The organism is Leisingera sp. SA32 (genome assembly GCF_056033425.1).
Genome location: NZ_JBVYHB010000007.1, coordinates 185,490 through 203,793, shown reverse-complemented (window position 1 = coordinate 203,793; position 18,304 = coordinate 185,490). Strand labels below are relative to the sequence as shown.

Below are 18,304 nucleotides of genomic sequence, written 5' to 3'. Positions count from 1 at the left end.
TGAACCGCGCCGGGTTTGCCGGAGGCTGATTTCAGTTAGTTACGCGGCTCGTGCCTCAGTTTCCAGAGCGGCGTAGAAATTGGCCTCTGCTTCTGCCGGCGGAATGTTCCCGATAGGCTCGAGCAGACGGCGGTTGTTGAACCAGTCCACCCATTCGAGTGTTGCGTATTCCACCGCTTCGAAGTTTCGCCAAGGACCGCGGCGGTGAATGACCTCGGCCTTGAAGAGACCGTTGATCGTTTCGGCCAGCGCGTTGTCATAGCTGTCCCCAACGCTGCCGACAGAGGGCTCGATACCAGCTTCTCCCAACCGCTCTGTGTACTTGATCGACAGGTATTGGCTGCCGCGGTCGGAGTGGTGAACAAGCCCCATCGCCTTTGTCGGCCGCCGCTCGTGAACAGCCTGCTCCAGCGCATCGAGAACGAACCCGGCATGCGCCGAGGTGCTGACACGCCAACCAACGATCTTGCGGGCATAGGCATCGACAACGAAGGCGACATAGGTGAACCCCTTCCAGGTGGCGACATAGGTGAAATCGCTCACCCGGAGCATATTTGGAGCAGGCACCCGGAATTGCCGGTTCACTTTATCCAGCGGGCATGGGGCCTTCTTGTCGGGCACAGTCGTCTTGTGCGGCTTGCCCCGGATGATACCTTGAATACCCATGCTCCTCATCAGCCGGGCGACCGTGCAGCGGGCGACGTCGAAACCTTCCCGTTGCAATTGCCGCCAGACCTTCCGCACGCCATAGACTCGCCAGTTCTCTTCGAAAACCCGCCGGATCTCGGGCCGCAATGCCGCGTCACGCCGGGCACGGTCCGACCACCGGGCCGGATCAGCCCGCTTCGCCAGGTGGTCGTAATACGTGGAAGGGGCAATCGGCAGGACAGTGCAGATCGGCTCGACCCCATACTCCGCGCGATGCATGTCGATAAATGACACCATCACTTCGACCGGCGGTCGAGCTCCGCCATCGCAAAATACGCTGATGCCTTGCGGAGGATCTCGTTCGCCTGGCGCAGCTCGCGGTTCTCCCGCTCCAGCGCCTTCAGTTTGTCGGCCACATCGGTTGGAACGCCCGCCCGCTTGCCGCTGTCGACCTCTGCCTTCTTCACCCACTCATTCAGAGTGTGCGCCGAACAGCCGATCTTCGCGGAGATCGACATGATCGCCTGCCAGCGGGAACTGTGCTGGCCCTGGTTGTCCAGCACCAGGCGCACCGCACGCTCGCGAACCTCAGAAGAATACTTGTTTGTTGTCTTGCTCATTGTGGCTTCATCCTACTCAGGAGTTGAAGCCTCCGGCAAACCCGGTGCGGTTCAAGATGCTGGCGGCCAACGCCCGAAAGCCCAAACGCGAGCGACTGACCCGCATCCGCATCTTCGAGGAACTCCGGGCCTGAGGATATGATGGCGGCTATGATGCAGTCCGGCGATATGCGGCCACGTGGTCCAAGGAGGAACAGGAGGCCTCGGCCGCTGCCTATGTGCCGCTGATCTTCGACCCAGGCGAGGCCTACCAGTTCGACTGGAGCCACGAGATTGTGGTGATCGATGGGGCGACGACAACCGTGAAGGTGGCGCATATCCGGCTTTGCCACAGCCGGATGTTGTTCGTCCGGGCCTACCCGCGCGAGACGCAGGAGATGGTCTTCGACGCCCACGACAGGCCTTCGCCTTCTTCGGTGGAGCCTGCGCGCGGGGCATCTACGATAACATGAAGACCGCGGTGGACACGATCTTCGTCGGCCGCGAGCGCGCCTACAACCGCCGGTTCCAGCAGATGTGCGGGCACTACTTGGTCGACCCGGCCGCCTGCACACCTGCCTCTGGCTGGGAGAAGGGACAGTCGAGAACCAGGTTGGGGTTGTCAGGCGACGGTTCTTCGTGCCCAGACCGAAGTTCAGGAGCTATGCCGAGCTCAACGCCTGGCTCGGGGACCGCTGTGTGGCTTGGGCCAAGTCCCATCCGCATCCGGAACTGCGTGACCGGACAATCTGGGAATTATTCGAGGAAGAGCGCGCGAGCCCGGTGCCCTATGCCGGGCCTTTCGACGGCTTCCATGCCGTGCCGGCGTCCGTGTCGAAGACCTGTTCGTTCGCTTCGACAAGAACCGCTACTCCGTGGATGGCCTAATAGCCCAATACCAAAACTGAACGGGATCGTCCTCACCGGACGAGGTTCGTGGAAGAAGCCGAAAGTGTCTGCTGCGCAACGAGAAGCGCGTCCGAAAGCGAGGCTCTCCACAACCAATCCGACACATGCGTGCAGCGATGCCTCACCCGGCATCACCCAGACTGCGAAGAGAAGCGTGACCCGGATGAGCGACAATGATCCCGTACAAGGAAGGAAAACGAGCTTGACCCAAACGCCCAATTAGAGAAGCGGACCTTCAGGTCTGCTCAGCATACCAGGACGATGTTGCATCCCGCTCCAAGGTCAGCGAAGCGCAGTTAGTGGCTTTGGGAAGCTCAGGAAATAAAGCCTGTCAAAACGTACCCATTCGCCGCATAGCCAAATCCTAAAACGCCCATTCGCTGCGGATGCGGCCTTGGAAGACTGCTGGCGAACTGCTGTGCGGGAGGACACAGGCCTCCGCTGCGGCTGCAACTGCCCGGGCCAAGTCAGGTTTGCGATCTGGCGGAATGGGAGTTGGAAAAAACCTATTCCCGGGCGATCCGTTCAGTGGCATAATCACCCGCCACAGAGAAGGTGCGGCAGTCACACTCCCCTGCTCGCCATCCGGGCCTTGCCGCCGTCGCCCGTACAGCGCGGCGTATCTTCTGGGTGCTACACATGCTTCTCGATCTCGGCACTTATCAGTCACAGGCCGCCCTTCTGCTGGTGGCTGTCGTCTTTGCCCTGTTCCTCACCGAGCGTTTCGCCGCAGAAGTCACTGCCCTTGGCGGTGTGGCCGTGGCGCTATTGCTTGGTCTTGCGAGCACCGATGACGTGCTTACGGCTCTGAGTAATTCCGCCCCGGCGACCATCGGCGCGATGTTCGTGCTGAGCGCCGCGCTGGTGCGGACCGGCGTGCTCGAGGCAGTTGCCGAAACGCTGGGGCGCGGCATGGTGCTGCGCCCAAAGCTCACCATCACACTCTTCTTTGGCTTGGCGGCCGTCGCTTCTGCGTTCATGAACAACACTCCGGTGCTGATGATCCTGATCCCGGTGGTTTTCGGTATCGCCTGCCAACATGGCACCAGCGCTTCGCGCTTCCTCATGCCACTCAGCTTCGTCGTGATCATGGGGGGCACCTGCACGCTTATCGGCACATCAACAAACATCCTCGTGGACGGGGTGGCCCGCGGCCTTGATCTGGCGCCTTTCACGCTGTTCGAAATCGCTCCGCTCGGCCTCGTGCTGGCGCTGTCAGGCAGTCTCTACCTCGCGGTTGCCGCGCCGCGCCTTCTGCCCGAGCGAACGCCGGTGGCCAAAATGCACGCCCCGCGCAGCACCCGGTCCTGGCGCGTCGAACTCTTTGTGCCTGCGGCCTCGCCTTTGATTGGGCGCAAGGTCAGCGACGTCGGCGATCTCAGGCGCAGCACGACGCGGATTGTGGACCTGATCCGCGGCGACATCTCGCTGCGGAACAACCTTAATACCGAGGTTCTGCACACTGGAGATCGGATCATTGTACATGCCTCCGACAGCGAGGTGGCCGGCTTTCGCGAAAAAGGCGCCCGGGGCCTTGCCATTCCAGGGCTGGAATCTGCGACGGCCCAACGTCATCAGGTGATCGAGGCACTTGTGAAGGATCGTAAGGGAGTTTTCGCAGAGCTCGGCTGGCGGCGCAGCCACGGCGTTTACCCGATCGCCTTGCACCGGAGGGGCAGCGCGCGCGACCTGCGTGATGAGAAGCTGCACCTGCAACCCGGCGACACGGTGCTGCTTGACGGTCGGGGCGAGGATATTACCCGACTTGCCCTGGACGAGGATCTGATCCTGCTTGCGCCGCTTCAGGCCCGCGCTTTCCGGCGCGGCAAGGCTCCGATTGCGCTTGCGGTGCTGGCAATGGTGGTGCTGGGTGCGGCGCTCAAGCTTGCGCCGATCCTGCCGCTGTCGATCATTGGCGCTGCGATCGTCCTGCTGACTCGCTGCGTCGAGCCGGACGAGGGCATCGGCGCCATCGACGGCCGTCTTCTGCTGCTGATCGTCAGCATGCTGGTGCTGGGCACCGCGATGGAGCGCAGCGGCGCCATGGCGCTGATTGTCGAAGGGCTTTCGGTGCCGCTCGCGCAGATGAGCCCGATCCTCGCGCTGGCGCTGATCTACGCGGTGACCTCGGTGCTGACCGAGGTGGTCACAAACAATGCGGTGGCGGTGATCATGACTCCGATCGCGGTCGGCGTGGCCGCGGCGCTGGGACTGGATCCCCGAGCCTTTGTCGTTGCCGTGATGTTCGGCGCCAGCGCCAGCTTTGCCACTCCCATCGGCTACCAGACCAACACGATGGTCTACAACGCCGGCGGCTACCGTTTCAGCGACTTCCTGCGGCTGGGCCTGCCGATGAACATCCTTGCCGGCCTGGTGACGGTCCTGCTTGCGCCGGTGTTCTGGCCGTTGCAGCCATAACAGCTCACGGCCACAGCAGCCAGAGATAGCCGCCGTAGCCCGCCAGCAGCGCCAGTCCCTCCCAGCGGCGGACGCGGCGCCCCGTCGCAGCAAAGAAGACAAGCACGGCGCTGACGCCCACCATCAGCGGCGCGTAAAACCGTACGATCCCGGCAGAGACCGCGCCCGGCGCGATCAGCGCCGTCGTGCCTCCGATGCCGAGGATGTTGTAGATATCGGACCCGACGATATTGCCGAAAGCCACATCGCCCTGCCGTCTCACCGCCGCAATCACAGAGGTCACCAGCTCCGGCATGGAGGTGCCGACCGCGACGATGGTCAGTCCGATTACAGTCTCGCCTTTGCCGCTGGCCCGGGCCAGCGCCACCGCGCTGCCGACCAGCAGCGCGCCGCCAAGCACCACGAGGGCGAGCCGGCAAGGGCCAGCAGCGGCGGCAGGACAAGGGTCCGGCGCGGCGAAGGGCGGCCAAGGCCGGGGTCAGCCTGCAGCAGGGCGGCGCTTTTGCCGTGGCGCGCTTTTGGCGGATTACCAAGCCGACATAGATCACCAAACCGGCGGCAAACACCGCGCCGAGAAGGCGGGTCATCGGCAGCAGAGCCGCGAGCGTAGTGAAGACCGCCGCCACGCCAAGGCTCAGGGCGGCGCCGCGGCGAAGCGCAACTTCCGCGACGAAGACCGGGCAGATCAGCGCCGAAATGCCCCCGATCAGCAGAATGTTGGCGATGTTCGAGCCAATGATATTGCCATAGCGATGCCAGGGGATCCGGCGAGACCGGCCTGCACTGAGGTCACCAGTACCGGCAGCAATGTTCCGAAGCCGACCAACGTGAGCCCGATGACCAGCGGCTACACGCCCAGCCGTTCCGCGGCCTGCACGGCCCCTCGCACCAGCAGCTCGCCGCCGACCACCAGCAGTACAAAACCGGCGATCAGTGGCACCCAAGTTTCGGTCATTTCCAACTCCCACGCACTCCATTCTGCGCATAGCTGAGCAAGTGGCGACCCGTGCGTTTGCCTTCAAGGACCGAGTAGCGGGTTCACGGAGGTATTTGCAGGTAGCGGTCATGTCTCCGTCAGAAAGCCAAGTTCGCACGTTGCGTAAACTCGGGACGCAATCCCCCAGACTCGACGGTTGCCGTTCCTGCGGCGAGTGGCCGCTTGCAGGCCATCACTTCCTTTGGACATATCAGCGACCCCCGAAGAACTTTGGCGCTTGCGGCCAGAAGCAGCTAAGGTCAGCAGGCAGCCCATTGCCGACATTGGCCATTGTTGTTGGCATTTGACTTTGTTGCACAAATCGGCTTGTGAGCGCACCTTCCCGTTCCCTGGAGGGACTTATCCTACGGGCTCTGTGACAGGTATGCCAAGAGGCGTGTAGCGGTTGAGAACCGCGACGCGGGCCTGGACTTCCGCGACTTGCCGCCCAAAGTCTCTCGCCATCAGGGATTGCGTGCAGCTTGGTGTTCATGCCGCCCTTAGTGCGCCCGATCAGACGCCCACGCCCCCTTTTTAACCCCAAGACTGGAGGCCGCACGGTGTGCTTTCAGGTAAGTTGCGTCGATCATCACGGTCTTTTCCTCACCGTGATCAGCACCCAGACCGGCCATCATCTGGCCAAAGATGCCCTTGTCGCTCCACCGCTTCCAACGCTTGTACAAGGTCTTGCGCGGGCCGTAATCTTTGGGAGCATCACGGCAGCGCAAGCCATTGCGATTGATGGAGATAATTCCGCTCAGAACACGCCGGTCATCAACACGCGGCTTGCCGTGGGACTTCGGAAAGTAAGGCTCTAGACGGGCCATCTGCGCGTTCGTGAGCAAGAAAAGATCGGACATATTACCGCTCATTTTTCGAACCGTGAATCACGCTACCTCTCGGAAATCAATGGGTTCTGACCCTAGCTCACAACGCCCTCGCGGCGACACAGCTCTGCACAATGCTGTACTCCCCCTTCCAGCCGTTCAAGACGCCCTGATCTTTTTGTCAGCTGAATATTACTTTCCGGTGGCACGACGGATGTCCTTACGACCTTCTCGCCGTGGGTCCGCTCGGTTCCGGGTTTCTGTCTCACCCCCAATCCTTTGCGGTTACGATGAGGCAGAAACCCTCTCTTATCAAATCAGCCCAAACTGTCCCATTGGCGCCGACGTCAGACTGGCAAGATCGTCTGTCAGTCTAGCTGTACGCTCAGAGGGTCGTGCGCGTAGACCCAAGCCGGGTCTTCCGGCTCCTTCAGCCAGGTGTTTGCGTTAGATATGGTCTGCACCTTGGTCGCTCGCTCGCGGCGGGTGTTCTCATAGATCCGGAAGGCGGTGGCGTAGTCTGCGGTTCCGGTTTCCACCAGGCTGCGGGTCAGCACAGTGGCATCCTCAATCGCCATGCAGGCGCCCTGGGCCATATGCGGTCGCATCGGGTGGCAGGCATCGCCTAGCAGGCAGAGGCGACCCTGACTCCACAGGTTCAGCGGGTCGCGGTTCCAGAAGGGCCACTTGGTGACTTCCTCGGTGGCGTCGATCAGCGCGTTGACCATGGGGTGCGAGCCGCCGAAGATCGCCTCCATCTCCTCGCGCGAGCTGTCGACGAAACCAGTGTCATGCTCCCAGCCGTCCACTGGCACGCCGGTGACGTAGTAGTACTCGGACCCGTTGCCCTTGGTTGCATAGGCCATGATGTGGCGCGACTGCTCCCACCACCATTTAACGCAGGGCTCGAAATCCAGGCCGGAGGCGCGCAGCTTGTCCATATTGACCAGCGCCCGGTGCCCGACCCAGCCGGAAAAGCGGGGTTTTTCGACACCGAGCAGTTTCTCCCGGATAACGGAGTTGATGCCGTCCGCTCCGATCACCAACTTTGCCGAAACCTGCTTGCCGTTGGCAAAGGTGAGTAGCACGTCGTCATCGCGTTCCGTGATGTCGGTCAGCCGATGGTCAAAGTGGAGCCGGTCCTGCGGCAGTGCGGCGATCTGTTCCGCATGCAGGTCGCCCCGGTGAATGGTGATATAGGGCGCGCCATATTCCTTCTTGGCAAAATCGCCCAGTTCGATGCGGGACAGGTACTCGCCGGTCAGCCCGTCGCGGGAGTACCAGTAATCCGGGTGCGAGCCGATGGAGGCCAGCCGGTCCTCCAGCCCGATCTTGCGGAACACTTTCATTACGTTAGGGCCAATGTGGATCCCCGCGCCAAGGCGGGTGAACTCCGGCGCCTGCTCGAACGTGTGTACCGAGAAGCCCGCTTCATCCAGCAGCGCCATCGCCGCGGCGCCGCCGAGACCCGCGCCGATAACGGCGATGTCCACCTGTTCGATCGAGTGCATGTCAGTTCCTCTCTGTCACAAATTATATTGTTTGTGTACTAACAAATATTCTGGCGCTGGTCCAGATTAAAGCAATGGGAAAAATGCAGGTTTCAATGCAAACCGCCCTGTTTTCGTGTGAAACAGGGCGGTTGAAGGGCGATGGATATTTGTTTTTGTGCGAACAAAGATTGCGACGGGTGTCAATCCCACTGCGGCAGGTCCGGTGCATAACGGGCGCGGACATAGGCGGTGAGTGATTCGATCTGTGTTTCGCTCAGCTCGCCGCCGAAGGCCGGCATGTCGCGCAGGTCGTGGCTCATCGGTGCCGTCAAGCCGTCGCGGATCACGGTCTCCATCGTTTCGGGTGTGGGTGCGCGCACCGCCGCGGACTGGCTTAGCGGCACATGCGCCGCGGTCACGGTCCCGGCCAGCGCCGGTTCGTGGCAGGTTGCGCAGGCGCTTTCGAACAGGCGGTGCGTGGCGTCCGGCGCGGCGGGAAGCACCGGGGCAGGGGGCGGCGCCGCGGTGCCGCTGACCTGGGAGGCCAGATAGGTCGCCATGGCGCGGATATCGCCATCCGGCACCCCGTCGAGACTTTCGACCACGTCGGCCATCGGTCCCGACGCTGCGGCGCGCCCCGGCGCGACACCTTCGCGCAGGTAGCTGTAGAGACTGTCGGCGTCCCAGCCGCGCGCGCCTGCGGCCTCTCCTGCCAGCGCCGGTGCAAACCATCCTTTGATCATCGCGCCGGACAGTGCAGCCGGGCCGGCCTTTTCTGCTCCCAGCGCGTTGCGCGGTGTGTGGCAGGCGCTGCAGTGGCCGACGCTCTCTACCAGGTAGCGGCCGCGGTTCCATTCTTCGGACTGGGCGGGATCGGCGGCAAGTTCCTCCGGGCGGTGGAAAAGCGCATTCCAGACCGCGTTGCTGGCGCGCAGGTTCGCCGGGAAAACCATCTGCGCTCTTGGCGCCTCTGCCTGCACCGGCGGCAGGGTCTGCAGATAGCCATAGAGCGCATACATGTCCTCGCCGCTCATCTTGGCGAAGGATGTATAGGGAAAGGCGGGGTAGAGGTTGTGCCCATCACGGCTGACCCCCTGGCGCATGGCGCGGTCAAAGGCGGTGAAGCTCCACCCTCCAAGACCGGTGTCGGGGTCCGGGGTCAGGTTGGTTGTATAGATGGTGCCAAAAGGCGTTTCCACCGGGCGGCCGCCGGCATTTGGCACGCCGCCGTCTGCAGTGTGGCAGGTGGCGCAGTTGCCGGCGGCAAAGATCTGGGCGCCGCGCTCCAGTAGCTCCGCCGAGAAGCTGGCCGCACCGGGGGCGGGGCCAGCGGGGATCGCGCGGGCCATCGGTAGGGCAACGGCGCCCGCGGTCAGCGCGCCGCCAAGGGCCGCAGCCATTGCCAGCACCCGGGGTTTACGCCGTTTGCGCGCCGGGACAGGGGCCAGCAGGGCGGAGGCCCCCATATCCCGCGGTGCGATCCCCAGCGCGTCGCGCATCCGTTCCGGGGTAAAGGGCGCCTCACGCATGCGCACGCCAGTGGCGTCGAAGATCGCGTTGGCGATGGCGGCGGCAGAGGGCACCGCGGCGCTCTCGCCCACGCCCAATGCCGGTTCATCCGGGCGTTCCATCAGCATGGTTTCGATCTCGGGAACCTCGGGGAAGGTGCTGATCGGATAGGTAGCCCAGCTTTGCGGCGTCACCGTGATCTCGTCAAAGCTGACCTCTTCCTTCAGCACACGGCCTGCGGTCTGGTTGACGTTGCCGTGGATCTGATGGCGCACCCCGTCGGGGTTGATGACCAGCCCCTGATCCTGGCCAACGAACACGCGGGTGAGGGTGACCTCGCCGGTCTCCATGTCGACGGCGACGTCGCAGACCCAGGCCGCAGCCGCGGCGGCGGTGCCAGGGAAGGGCCCGTGGACGTAGGTGGCATAGGCAAAGCCGCTGCCATAGGCCATCCGGCCCTCACGGCGAAGCCGGGGCTTTTCGCGGGCGCCCCAGTCGGCGGCTTCGGCGGTGCGCCGGATCAGGTCGGCGGCGCGGGGATCGTCAATGTGCTGCAGGCGGAAGGCAACCGGATCCGCGCCTGCCTCATACGCCATTTCGTCGATGAAGCTTTCGTGGGCGAAGGTGTTGGGCAGGGCAGAAACGCCGCGCATCCAGGCGGCGCGCACGATCGGCGCCATGTCATGCACGGTGATGCGCTTATTCGGGATGCGGTAGGGCGGCACCGTGGTGCGGTCGCCCATGTCCGAGGGGCGCGGCTCCGGCGAGACGGCGCCGGTCAGCAGCAGCGCAAGGTTGGGCCCACGGTTCGAGGGATACCAGGTGTCGAGGCTGTAGGCGTGCAACGCCCCGTCCTTCAGGCCGCCGGAAATGTCCATCAGCTGGGCGGCGCCCTTCGGTTCCCACAGGTGTTCCTGCGATCGGGTCAACTGCACCCGCACGGGGCGGCCCAGGGCGCGTGCCATCAGCAGTGCATCGCCACATACGTCATCGGCGCAGTTACGCCCATAGCAGCCCGCCGCCTGATAGCGCCGGATCTCAATGTCTTCGGGCGCAAGGCCGGTCAGCGTCGCAAGGTCGCCGCGCAGCATGTGGGGGTTCTGGCTGCCGGACCAAACCACCGGCGCGCCGCCGTTCCAGTCGGCCACCGCGCAGGACGGCCCGATGGAGCCGTGCAGATGATAGGGCCAGACATAGGTGCGCGACAGGGTGGTGCTAGACTCGGCCATGCCGCGGTCGAAATCGCCGGTCCGGTCAAGCGCGCGCGGGGTCGAGGGCTGGTTGCGGATCGCATGCCGCAGGTCGCTGATATCCGGCGCCGCGGGTGGTTGGCGCCACTGCACCGGCAGCGCCTCGGCGATGGCCTGCGCCTGATCGGCGCGCTCTGCGGCAACGCCGAGAAAATCGCCCTGCCGAACCACCGCAATGAAGCCGGGCATGTGCTGCACGGCGGCTTCGTCCCAGCCGATCAGGCTGGTGCCGATGAAGGGGCCGCTGTCGCGCCCGGTATAGGGCGGGCGGATCACATGGCCATGGATCACGCCGGGCACGTCGACGTCGTGGATGTAGGTATGCTGTCCGGTGACTTTGGCAGGCAGATCCTGCCGCGGGGTCTTCTGGCCGACAATGGTATAATCCGCAGGCGATTTCACCGGAGTGGACAGATCGAGCGGCAGGGACTCTTCGCGGCCCTCGAGCAATGCCTCGTAGGAGACGGCGGTGTCCTTCCACAGGATCCGGCCTTCGCGCAAGGCCACGCCGTCGTTCGGTGCGTTCAGCCGCCGGGCACCGCGCCGGGTAAGCTCCTGGCGCAGCTGGGCAGCGGCCGCGCGCAGAGGAACGGCGGTCACCTGGATGGTTTCTGAGGCAATCGTCGGCCCCTGGTCGGGGGTGCGGCTGGTGTCGCCGAGGACGACCTGCACGCGGCTGAGCGGCAGTCCGGCCTCTTCGGCGACGATCTGGGCCAGGGCGGTTTGAATGCCAGTACCCAGATCCACATGCCCGTTGAAGGCGGTCAGCACGCCGCTGCTGTCGAAGGTGACAAAGATCTCGCGCCCGGTGTCGGTCTCGCGGTGGGTCGACAGGCTGCCAAAGGGGAGGTCGTTCATGCAGGATGCGCCTTTGCGGTCTTGGCCTCGGGTGCGGACACAGCGGCGGGCTGTGCCTTGGCGGCGGCCATCAGCCGCGCCGCGTGCTGCACCGAAGCGATGATTTCCTTGTGGGTACCGCACCGACAGAGGTTGTGGGCCAGGGCTGCCCGGATGCGCGCCGCGTCCGGCTGCGGCTCCTGCTTCAACAGCGCCACGGCGCTCACCACCATGCCGTTGAGACAGTAGCCGCATTGCGCACCTTCCTCGGCCAAGAAGCCCGCCTGAACCGGGTGCAGGGCGCCGGTTTCACGATCAGCGAGCCCCTCCAATGTCGTAACCTCGCGACCTCTGACCTGCCCCGCGCGCATGACACAGGCCCGCGCCGGAGCACCGTCCACCAGAACCGTGCAGGCGCCGCACTGGGCCATGCCGCAGCCATATTTCGGCCCCTTCAGGCCCAATTCGCTGCGCAGGATGTCAAGCAGCGTGCGGTGCGGGTCGACTGACAGGTCGTGGCCTGAGCCATTGACCTGCAGCTGCAGTGTTGTTGCCGTTTCCGCCATGCAGAGAGCCTCCCTTGTCGTGTGCAGCATGTCCCACGGATCGCTGCGCCCTAGGTGTTTTTGGGTGTATACAAACAAGTTTTTCAGCGTAGCGCAATGGTCGGCCGCTGCATTGTTCCGGCTTTGGCCCGCCACGTTAAGGGAATGTCTAAAATGTAGGCATGCAAACAGTCTGAAAACGCGAAGAAATCTCTCCGAACAAAGCCCAGACCCTTGTCGCAAGGTTGCCTCCGTGGCGCAGCCATGTAAACGGTGAAGCAGACAGATAACATTGGAGTGCCTGCAAATGCCGCCGCGCCACCACGAAGAGACCTCCGGTAAAACAGCGCAGACCGCGACGGAATACGTGCTGGACGAGCAGGTGGGCTTCTTGCTGCGCAAGGCCTATCAGCGGCACCAGACGATTTTCACGGAGCGGATGATCGGCGGGCTGACAGCGACCCAGTTTTCGATGCTGTTCCGCCTGGTGCAGGTGACGGGCCCAATTTCGCAGAACGCGCTGGGTCGTCTGGTTGCAATGGACGCGGCGACCACCAAGGGCGTGGTCTCGCGGCTGCAAGCCCAGGGGCTGGTGACCACTGAACGCGATACTGAGGACAAGCGCCGCTACATGCTGCGCTCGACCGAGAAAGGCCGCGCCCTCATCCAAGAGGCGCTGCCGGTGGTGATGGGCATTTCGGAAGCGACATTGGCGCCATTGACCAAACGCGAGAGCGAAACGTTCTTGCGGCTACTGGCAAAGCTCTGCTGATCCTCCGCGCCCGGCAGGCGGGCGGCTGAAGTCACAAATAGCATCTGCGAGTTTCGGCAATTCGGCCGGGGTCTGACCCCGGGCCCGGTCGCGATTCGCGCCTGCATTCGCCCGGCAGGCATAGGGCGCAGTTCACGTCTGATTATCAGATGTGTCAGCGTGGCTTTCGGGCACATATCGCGTCTTCGCTTTACCTAAATGACAATCAAGTTATTGAAATAGCTGTAGTTTGTATAAGGTACATTTTTTAAACTTGTTTTTATACGAACAAAATCCTACACATGAAATAATTCGTACACAAACAGGTGCAGGACATGAAACCCTATCGGATCGGCCAGATCGTCCCCAGTTCCAACATCACGATGGAGACCGAAATCCCGGCGCTGCTGCGGGCGCGGGAGGCCATCGCGCCGGAGCGGTTCACCTTCCATTCCTCACGGATGCGGATGAAGCATGTGACCAAAGAGGAGCTGGCGAAGATGGATGCCGACAGCGACCGCTGTGCGCTGGAACTGTCGGACGCCAAGGTCGATGTGATGGGCTACGCCTGCCTGGTGGCGATCATGTCGATGGGCCACGGCTATCACCGCGTGTCACAGGAACGCTTGCACGGCGTGACCAAGTCGAACGAGGCGGCGGCCCCGGTGGTGACCTCTGCCGGTGCGCTGGTCGAAGGCATCCAGGCCATCGGCGCCAAGAAAATCGCGGTGGTCGCCCCCTATATGAAGCCGCTGACCGAAATGGTGGTGGAATACATCCGCAACGAGGGCATCGAGGTGGTGACTTGGCGCGCACTGGAGATTTCCGACAACCTCGCCGTGGCGGCGCATGACCCAATGAACCTGCCCGGCATCGTGTCGGAAATGGACACCACCGATGTTGATGCCGTGGTGCTGTCGGCTTGCGTGCAGATGCCCTCGCTGCCGGCGGTTTCCACCGTCGAGGCACAAGTGAGCAAGCCGGTGCTGACCGCGGCCATCGCCACCACATGGCAGATGCTGAAGGCGCTGGAGCTCGACACCCGCGTTCCCGGCGGCGGCACCCTGCTGTCCGGCGCATACTGAGGGAGGCACACATGGCATTCGGATACAACGTTCATGCAAATGGCATCCGCCAGCACCTGATCCGCTATGCGGGCCCCGAGGGCGCGCCGGAACTTCTCGTCATTCCGGGCATTACCTCGCCCGCGATCACCTGGGGCTTTGTCGCCGAGCGGCTGGCAGAACGGTTCGACGTTCACGTGCTGGACGTGCGCGGGCGCGGGCTGTCGGAAACCGGAGACCTCGACTACACGCTGGATGCACTGGCCGATGACGCGATCGCGCTGGCGCGGCAGATGAACAATCCCGTGGTCATGGGCCATTCCATGGGCGCGCGGATCGCGATCCGCGCCAACGCCCGCGATGCGGCGCCTTTTGCCGGGTATATCCTGGTCGACCCGCCGGTGAGCGGCCCGATGCGCCGCGCCTACCCGTCGAAATGGCCTTGGTACGGCGACAGCATCGTGATGGCGGCGAAGGGCTGCTCGGCGGAGGACATGCGCGCCTATTGCCCGACCTGGACCGAGGAGCAGCTGGCCTTGCGCGCGGAATGGCTGCACACCTGCCACTGGGGTGCGATCCGCACCGCCTTTGACGGCTTCCACACCGACGACATCCACCAAGACATCCCCAAAATCGGCAAACCTGCACGGCTGGTGATCGCCGGGGGCGCGACGGTTGTGGATCCAGATGATCAGGCCGAGGTGGCAGAGCTGAACCCGAAGATCGAACAGCGCATCGTACCCGGCGCGGGCCACATGATCCCTTGGGACGACCTTGAGGGGTTCCTCGCCGCAGTTCTCGACTTCACCGCATAACAAACACGACTTCAGGGAGAAACACGATGGACCATCAGAGCTTTACCGAAATCTGCGTGCATCAGCTGAAAATGTCCGGCGTGCAGAAGGACGAGCGCCTGGTCGTGCTGACACAGGGCAGCGAGCGCCTAGATTATGCCGATGCCTTCATGGCGGCAGGCCGGATCTTGGGCGCTAACATGTACCACATGCGCTTGCCCGCGCCGCCTGTAACCGGGGCTTGGGCGGTCGGCCAGACCGGCCTGGCAGCCATGCCCGATGCGGTGGAGGCGCTGAAGAACTGCGACATGCTGATCGACTGCATCTTCCTGCTGTTCAGCCCCGAGCAGATGGCGATCCAGGCGGCCGGAACCCGCGTCCTGACCGCGGTGGAGCCGCCGGAGCTGCTGGCGCGGATGCTGCCAAGCCAGGAACTGCGCGAAAAGGTAGAGATCGGTGCGGACTACCTCTCGCGCGCCAAGGTGATGCGGATCACCTCGCCGCATGGCACCGACGTGACCTACAAGCTCAACACCTATGAGACCGTGGCCGAATATGCCTGCACCGACACGCCGGGCCGCTGGGACCACTGGCCCTCGGGCTTTGTCTTTACCGGCGGCGACGATGACGGCGTGGACGGCACCATCGTGGTGGCGCCGGGCGACGTGCTGCTGCCGCAGAACATGTATGTGCGCGACCCGATCACCTACACCATCGAGAAGGGCTGGATCACCGACATCCGCGGCGGGCTGGATGCGGAACTGGTGAAATCCTACATGCAGGCCTTCAACGATCCGCGCGGCATGGGGATGAGCCATGTCGGCTGGGGCATGAACCCCAATGCCAAATGGCACGGCATGACCCCGGGCGAATTCCCCGGCGGCATGGGGATGGAGCCACGCAGCTTTTACGGCAACGTGATGTTCTCGACCGGCCCCAACAACGAGCTGGGCGGACCGAACGACACCGCCTGCCACCTCGACATCCCGATGCGCGGCTGTTCGCTGTTCCTGGATGACGAGCCGATCGTGATCGACGGCGATCTGGTGGTGAAGGAAATGCAGATGGAGCGCGGCTGAGGCCGCGGGGGAGGGGGCAGCATGTCTCAGGAACAGGTCTATTCGGATGCGGGCTTTGGCCAGCCGGTGCCGCGCGGCACCCGGCCGGCCATCGTGGTGGTGGATTTCTCCTACGGGTTCACCGACACGCAATACCCGACCGCCGCTGACATGTCCGCGCAGATTGCAGCGACGCGACGGCTGACGGACAAGGCCCGCGCCATGGGTCTGCCGGTGATCTATACCACCATCGCCTTTCACCCTTGGGAGCGTGAAGCGCTGCCCTGGCTGAAAAAGGCCGCCGGAATGGCGGCCCTTGACGCGGGCAGCCGCCTGGTGGAAATCGACGCAGCTACGGGTATCGCGGCGGCAGATCCGGTGATTGTCAAACACGGCGCTTCTGCTTTTCACGGCACCAATTTGGCGGGCCTGCTGACCGGAGCAGGGGTGGATACGGTGATCGTCACCGGCGCCACCACCTCCGGCTGCGTGCGCGCCACTGTGGTCGATGCGGTGCAATCCGGCTTCAACGTTCTGGTGCCACGGGACTGCTGCGCTGACCGGGCGCAGGCACCACATGACGCGAACCTTTACGACATGAACCAGAAATACGCGGACGTCACAGACGCCGCCGATATCGAGGACTGGCTCGACAGCCTGGCCTGAGCCGTGTCATCTGCGGGCGTCAGCGCCCGCAGGCCGGATGCGGCAGACCCAAACAACAAGCGGTGCAGCAAAGCACCCTCTAACATAACTCAACGATCCAACGGGAGCGCAGATCAATGCTACGTACAGTATCACTGTGGCTGGTGGGGCTGGTCATTCTGGCCTGTTACGCCGTGCCTTACGGCCTGCTTGGCGACATGCCGAGCTGGACCGGTGCCTTTCTTTTCTGGACCCTTGCGGGGGTAGCCATCATCGTGCTGAACGCGCTGGCCACCGCCTCTTTCACGGAGGACGAGGAATGAGCCAGTCTTTCATCTGGTACGGCATCGCCGCCTATGTGGTGATCTCCATCATCGTCGCGGTCCTGTCGCGGGCGGGCAAATCCACCACAATGTCGGATTACTTTCTGGGCGGCCGCAGCATGGGCGGCGTGGTCTCCGCGCTCAGCTATTCGGCCACCACCTATTCCGCCTTCATGATGGTCGGCCTGGCTGGGCTCACCTACAAGGGCGGTGTGGGCGCGCTTGGGTTCGAGATCGTCTATTTCGCCGGCGTGTCGCTGGTCGCCATCTTCGGCCCGCGCTTCTGGGCGGCGGGCAAGAAATACGGGTTCGTTACCCCGTCGGAGATGCTGGGCGCGCGCTACGGCAGCCGCTGGGTTGCGATTGCGGCGGCGATCGTCAGCTGCATCTTCCTGATCCCGTATTCCGCGGTGCAGCTCTCTGGCGTGGGCTACCTGGTGTCCGGCATGTCGGACGGTGCGATTTCCTTTGGCACCGGGCTGCTGATTGCGACCGCGCTGGCGATCTTCTTTTCCTATGTGGCGGGCATCCGTTCCGTCATGTGGACCGACAGCCTGCAGGCGCTGGTGATGATCGTTGCCTCCTCCATCGTCGCCATCCTGGTGGTGAGTGAGCTGGGCGGCTTCACCAGCATGTTTGATGCCGTGGCCGAACGCAAACCCGAGATGCTGACAGTGCCGGGACCGGGATTGTTCAGCCTGCAGACCTTTATCGGGCTGACAATTCCGTGGTTCTTCTTCTCGATCTCCAACCCGCAGGTCAGCCAGCGCCTGTTCATGCCGGAATCCAAGGCCGCGCTGCGCCGGATGCTGCTGATCTTCCTGTGCTTTGGCCTGATCTACACGCTGGTCTCGGTAATCTGGGGGTTCTCTGCCTTCGTCGCCTTCCCGGAGCTGGAGCGCGCGGACTTGGCGACCTCGGTGCTGCTGGCGTCTGATTTCGTGCCGCCGGTGCTGGGAGTGATCGTGATGGTCGGTATTCTGGCCGCGGCCGTGTCCACCATCGATTCGATCCTGCTGACGCTGTCGTCGATGCTGGCGCGCGACGTTTACGGCAATGTCAGCGGCGACCAGTCCGACCACCGCCAGCTTTGGATCGGCAAGCTGGTGATCCCGGTGATCTCCGTCCTCGCCCTCGGCTTCGCCGCGCTGGAGCTGAGCCTGATCTCGATCCTGTCGGTTGCGGCCTCGGCCGGGCTGGTGGTGACCGTGCCCGCCATTGTCGGCGCCTTCTTCTGGAAGCGCGGCACAGCCGCCGGTGCGCTGGTCTCCATTGCGGGTGGCGGGCTGTTCGTGATCGCGATGTATCTGACCGGCAACAAGCTGTTCGGCTACAACGCGGGCATTCTCGGCCTGCCCGTGTCGACGCTGCTGTTCGTCGGTGTCAGCCTTTTGACCCGGCCCAGCGGCGAGGTGACAGAAGGTTTTGTTTCGGCAGGTTCCACGGCCGGTTCGGTGCCGTCGGAGACAACGGTGGCGTAAAGCCCTGCCACAGTGGCGGAGCAAAAGCAGCCCAGTTTGGAGGCCGCGGCTTGAAGCAAGCGGCCTCCAAATAACAAGCAGCACCCAAGGCGCATTGGTCGTCCGGCTAGTTCTGGAAGATCGACTGTTGCTGGCTGCGATGCGGGCGCAGCTTTCATTGAGCAGTCCTCATAGTAT

The 18,304-nt window shown here is 63.5% G+C and carries 13 protein-coding genes, 4 pseudogenes and 1 other annotated feature; of the genes and pseudogenes, 9 read left to right on the top strand and 8 right to left on the bottom strand.

All coding sequences use genetic code 11. The annotated features are described in order from the left end of the window. Positions 1 to 39 precede the first annotated feature (39 nt). A protein-coding gene (locus AC0IPL_RS12620) for an IS3 family transposase (RefSeq protein ID WP_474274872.1) occupies positions 40 to 1,268 on the bottom strand; the annotation gives its coding sequence in 2 pieces (ribosomal slippage) (positions 40 to 980 and positions 980 to 1,268; 1,230 coding nt in all). After that, positions 871 to 987: a sequence feature (AL1L pseudoknot), on the bottom strand. It overlaps the preceding gene by 117 nt. Before the next feature lie 53 nt (positions 1,269 to 1,321). Here AC0IPL_RS12620 and istA point away from each other — a divergent pair. Together istA and AC0IPL_RS12610 are read left to right on the top strand one after the other, a co-directional pair. After that, positions 1,322 to 2,131, top strand: a pseudogene (istA, locus tag AC0IPL_RS12615) (IS21 family transposase); the annotation flags it as partial. 664 nt (positions 2,132 to 2,795) lie between these two features. Beyond that, positions 2,796 to 4,574: an SLC13 family permease gene (locus AC0IPL_RS12610; RefSeq protein WP_474274871.1), complete on the top strand. Its 1,779-nt coding sequence runs from the start codon at positions 2,796 to 2,798 to the stop codon at positions 4,572 to 4,574. Positions 4,575 to 4,578: 4 nt separating this feature from the next. Here AC0IPL_RS12610 and AC0IPL_RS12605 read toward each other — a convergent pair whose 3' ends face one another. The 7 genes and pseudogenes from AC0IPL_RS12605 to AC0IPL_RS12575 form a co-directional block, all read right to left on the bottom strand. Next, on the bottom strand, positions 4,579 to 4,977 hold the full coding sequence (locus tag AC0IPL_RS12605; RefSeq protein WP_474274870.1) for a sodium:calcium antiporter: 399 nt from the start codon (positions 4,975 to 4,977) through the stop codon (positions 4,579 to 4,581). A gap of 181 nt (positions 4,978 to 5,158) precedes the next feature. Beyond that, positions 5,159 to 5,260: pseudogene (locus tag AC0IPL_RS12600) on the bottom strand (calcium/sodium antiporter); the annotation flags it as partial. Positions 5,261 to 5,910: 650 nt separating this feature from the next. Further along, positions 5,911 to 6,024, bottom strand: a pseudogene (locus AC0IPL_RS12595) (IS5/IS1182 family transposase); the annotation flags it as partial. Further along, a pseudogene (locus tag AC0IPL_RS12590) lies at positions 6,014 to 6,410 on the bottom strand (IS5 family transposase); the annotation flags it as partial. The pseudogenes AC0IPL_RS12590 and AC0IPL_RS12595, both read right to left, overlap by 11 nt. 335 nt (positions 6,411 to 6,745) lie before the next feature. Further along, entirely contained in the window at positions 6,746 to 7,888 is a 1,143-nt protein-coding gene (locus tag AC0IPL_RS12585; RefSeq protein ID WP_474274869.1) for an FAD-dependent monooxygenase, read from the bottom strand. Positions 7,889 to 8,070: 182 nt separating this feature from the next. Further along, positions 8,071 to 11,487 (bottom strand): molybdopterin cofactor-binding domain-containing protein, encoded by a 3,417-nt coding sequence (locus tag AC0IPL_RS12580; protein WP_474274868.1) that lies wholly within the window; start codon positions 11,485 to 11,487, stop codon positions 8,071 to 8,073. Beyond that, positions 11,484 to 12,032, bottom strand: coding sequence for a (2Fe-2S)-binding protein (locus tag AC0IPL_RS12575; RefSeq protein ID WP_474274867.1), 549 nt, complete (start codon positions 12,030 to 12,032; stop codon positions 11,484 to 11,486). Before AC0IPL_RS12575 ends, AC0IPL_RS12580 begins: the two co-directional genes overlap by 4 nt. A 286-nt stretch (positions 12,033 to 12,318) precedes the next feature. Here AC0IPL_RS12575 and AC0IPL_RS12570 point away from each other — a divergent pair, with 286 nt between their 5' ends. The 7 genes from AC0IPL_RS12570 to AC0IPL_RS12540 all read left to right on the top strand — a co-directional run bounded on the left by AC0IPL_RS12570 (position 12,319) and on the right by AC0IPL_RS12540 (position 18,127). After that, the gene (locus AC0IPL_RS12570) at positions 12,319 to 12,783 is read left to right on the top strand and encodes a MarR family winged helix-turn-helix transcriptional regulator (RefSeq protein WP_222455987.1); all 465 of its coding nucleotides are present in this window, start codon (positions 12,319 to 12,321) and stop codon (positions 12,781 to 12,783) included. A gap of 314 nt (positions 12,784 to 13,097) precedes the next feature. Continuing rightward, positions 13,098 to 13,847, top strand: a complete 750-nt coding sequence (gene ndpH, locus AC0IPL_RS12565) for a maleate isomerase (RefSeq protein WP_474274866.1) — start codon at positions 13,098 to 13,100, stop codon at positions 13,845 to 13,847. A gap of 11 nt (positions 13,848 to 13,858) precedes the next feature. After that, the gene (locus AC0IPL_RS12560) at positions 13,859 to 14,641 is read left to right on the top strand and encodes an alpha/beta fold hydrolase (RefSeq protein ID WP_474274865.1); all 783 of its coding nucleotides are present in this window, start codon (positions 13,859 to 13,861) and stop codon (positions 14,639 to 14,641) included. 26 nt (positions 14,642 to 14,667) lie between these two features. Further along, positions 14,668 to 15,699, top strand: coding sequence for a 2,5-dihydroxypyridine 5,6-dioxygenase NicX family protein (locus AC0IPL_RS12555; RefSeq protein WP_474274864.1), 1,032 nt, complete (start codon positions 14,668 to 14,670; stop codon positions 15,697 to 15,699). 21 nt (positions 15,700 to 15,720) lie between these two features. Then, entirely contained in the window at positions 15,721 to 16,344 is a 624-nt protein-coding gene (locus AC0IPL_RS12550) for an isochorismatase family protein (protein WP_474274863.1), read from the top strand. A 116-nt stretch (positions 16,345 to 16,460) separates the two neighbouring features. Then, the gene (locus tag AC0IPL_RS12545; RefSeq protein ID WP_474274862.1) at positions 16,461 to 16,646 is read left to right on the top strand and encodes a hypothetical protein; all 186 of its coding nucleotides are present in this window, start codon (positions 16,461 to 16,463) and stop codon (positions 16,644 to 16,646) included. Continuing rightward, entirely contained in the window at positions 16,643 to 18,127 is a 1,485-nt protein-coding gene (locus AC0IPL_RS12540; protein WP_474274861.1) for a sodium:solute symporter family protein, read from the top strand. Before AC0IPL_RS12545 ends, AC0IPL_RS12540 begins: the two co-directional genes overlap by 4 nt. Positions 18,128 to 18,304: the final 177 nt, after the last annotated feature.

Coding starts and splice junctions, on each gene's coding strand:
- AC0IPL_RS12610 (WP_474274871.1), top strand. CDS start 2,796: ATGCTTCTCGATCTCGGCACTTATCAGTCACAGGCCGCCCTTCTGCTG.
- AC0IPL_RS12585 (WP_474274869.1), bottom strand. CDS start 7,888: ATGCACTCGATCGAACAGGTGGACATCGCCGTTATCGGCGCGGGTCTC.
- AC0IPL_RS12580 (WP_474274868.1), bottom strand. CDS start 11,487: ATGAACGACCTCCCCTTTGGCAGCCTGTCGACCCACCGCGAGACCGAC.
- AC0IPL_RS12575 (WP_474274867.1), bottom strand. CDS start 12,032: ATGGCGGAAACGGCAACAACACTGCAGCTGCAGGTCAATGGCTCAGGC.
- AC0IPL_RS12570 (WP_222455987.1), top strand. CDS start 12,319: ATGCCGCCGCGCCACCACGAAGAGACCTCCGGTAAAACAGCGCAGACC.
- ndpH (WP_474274866.1), top strand. CDS start 13,098: ATGAAACCCTATCGGATCGGCCAGATCGTCCCCAGTTCCAACATCACG.
- AC0IPL_RS12560 (WP_474274865.1), top strand. CDS start 13,859: ATGGCATTCGGATACAACGTTCATGCAAATGGCATCCGCCAGCACCTG.
- AC0IPL_RS12555 (WP_474274864.1), top strand. CDS start 14,668: ATGGACCATCAGAGCTTTACCGAAATCTGCGTGCATCAGCTGAAAATG.
- AC0IPL_RS12550 (WP_474274863.1), top strand. CDS start 15,721: ATGTCTCAGGAACAGGTCTATTCGGATGCGGGCTTTGGCCAGCCGGTG.
- AC0IPL_RS12545 (WP_474274862.1), top strand. CDS start 16,461: ATGCTACGTACAGTATCACTGTGGCTGGTGGGGCTGGTCATTCTGGCC.
- AC0IPL_RS12540 (WP_474274861.1), top strand. CDS start 16,643: ATGAGCCAGTCTTTCATCTGGTACGGCATCGCCGCCTATGTGGTGATC.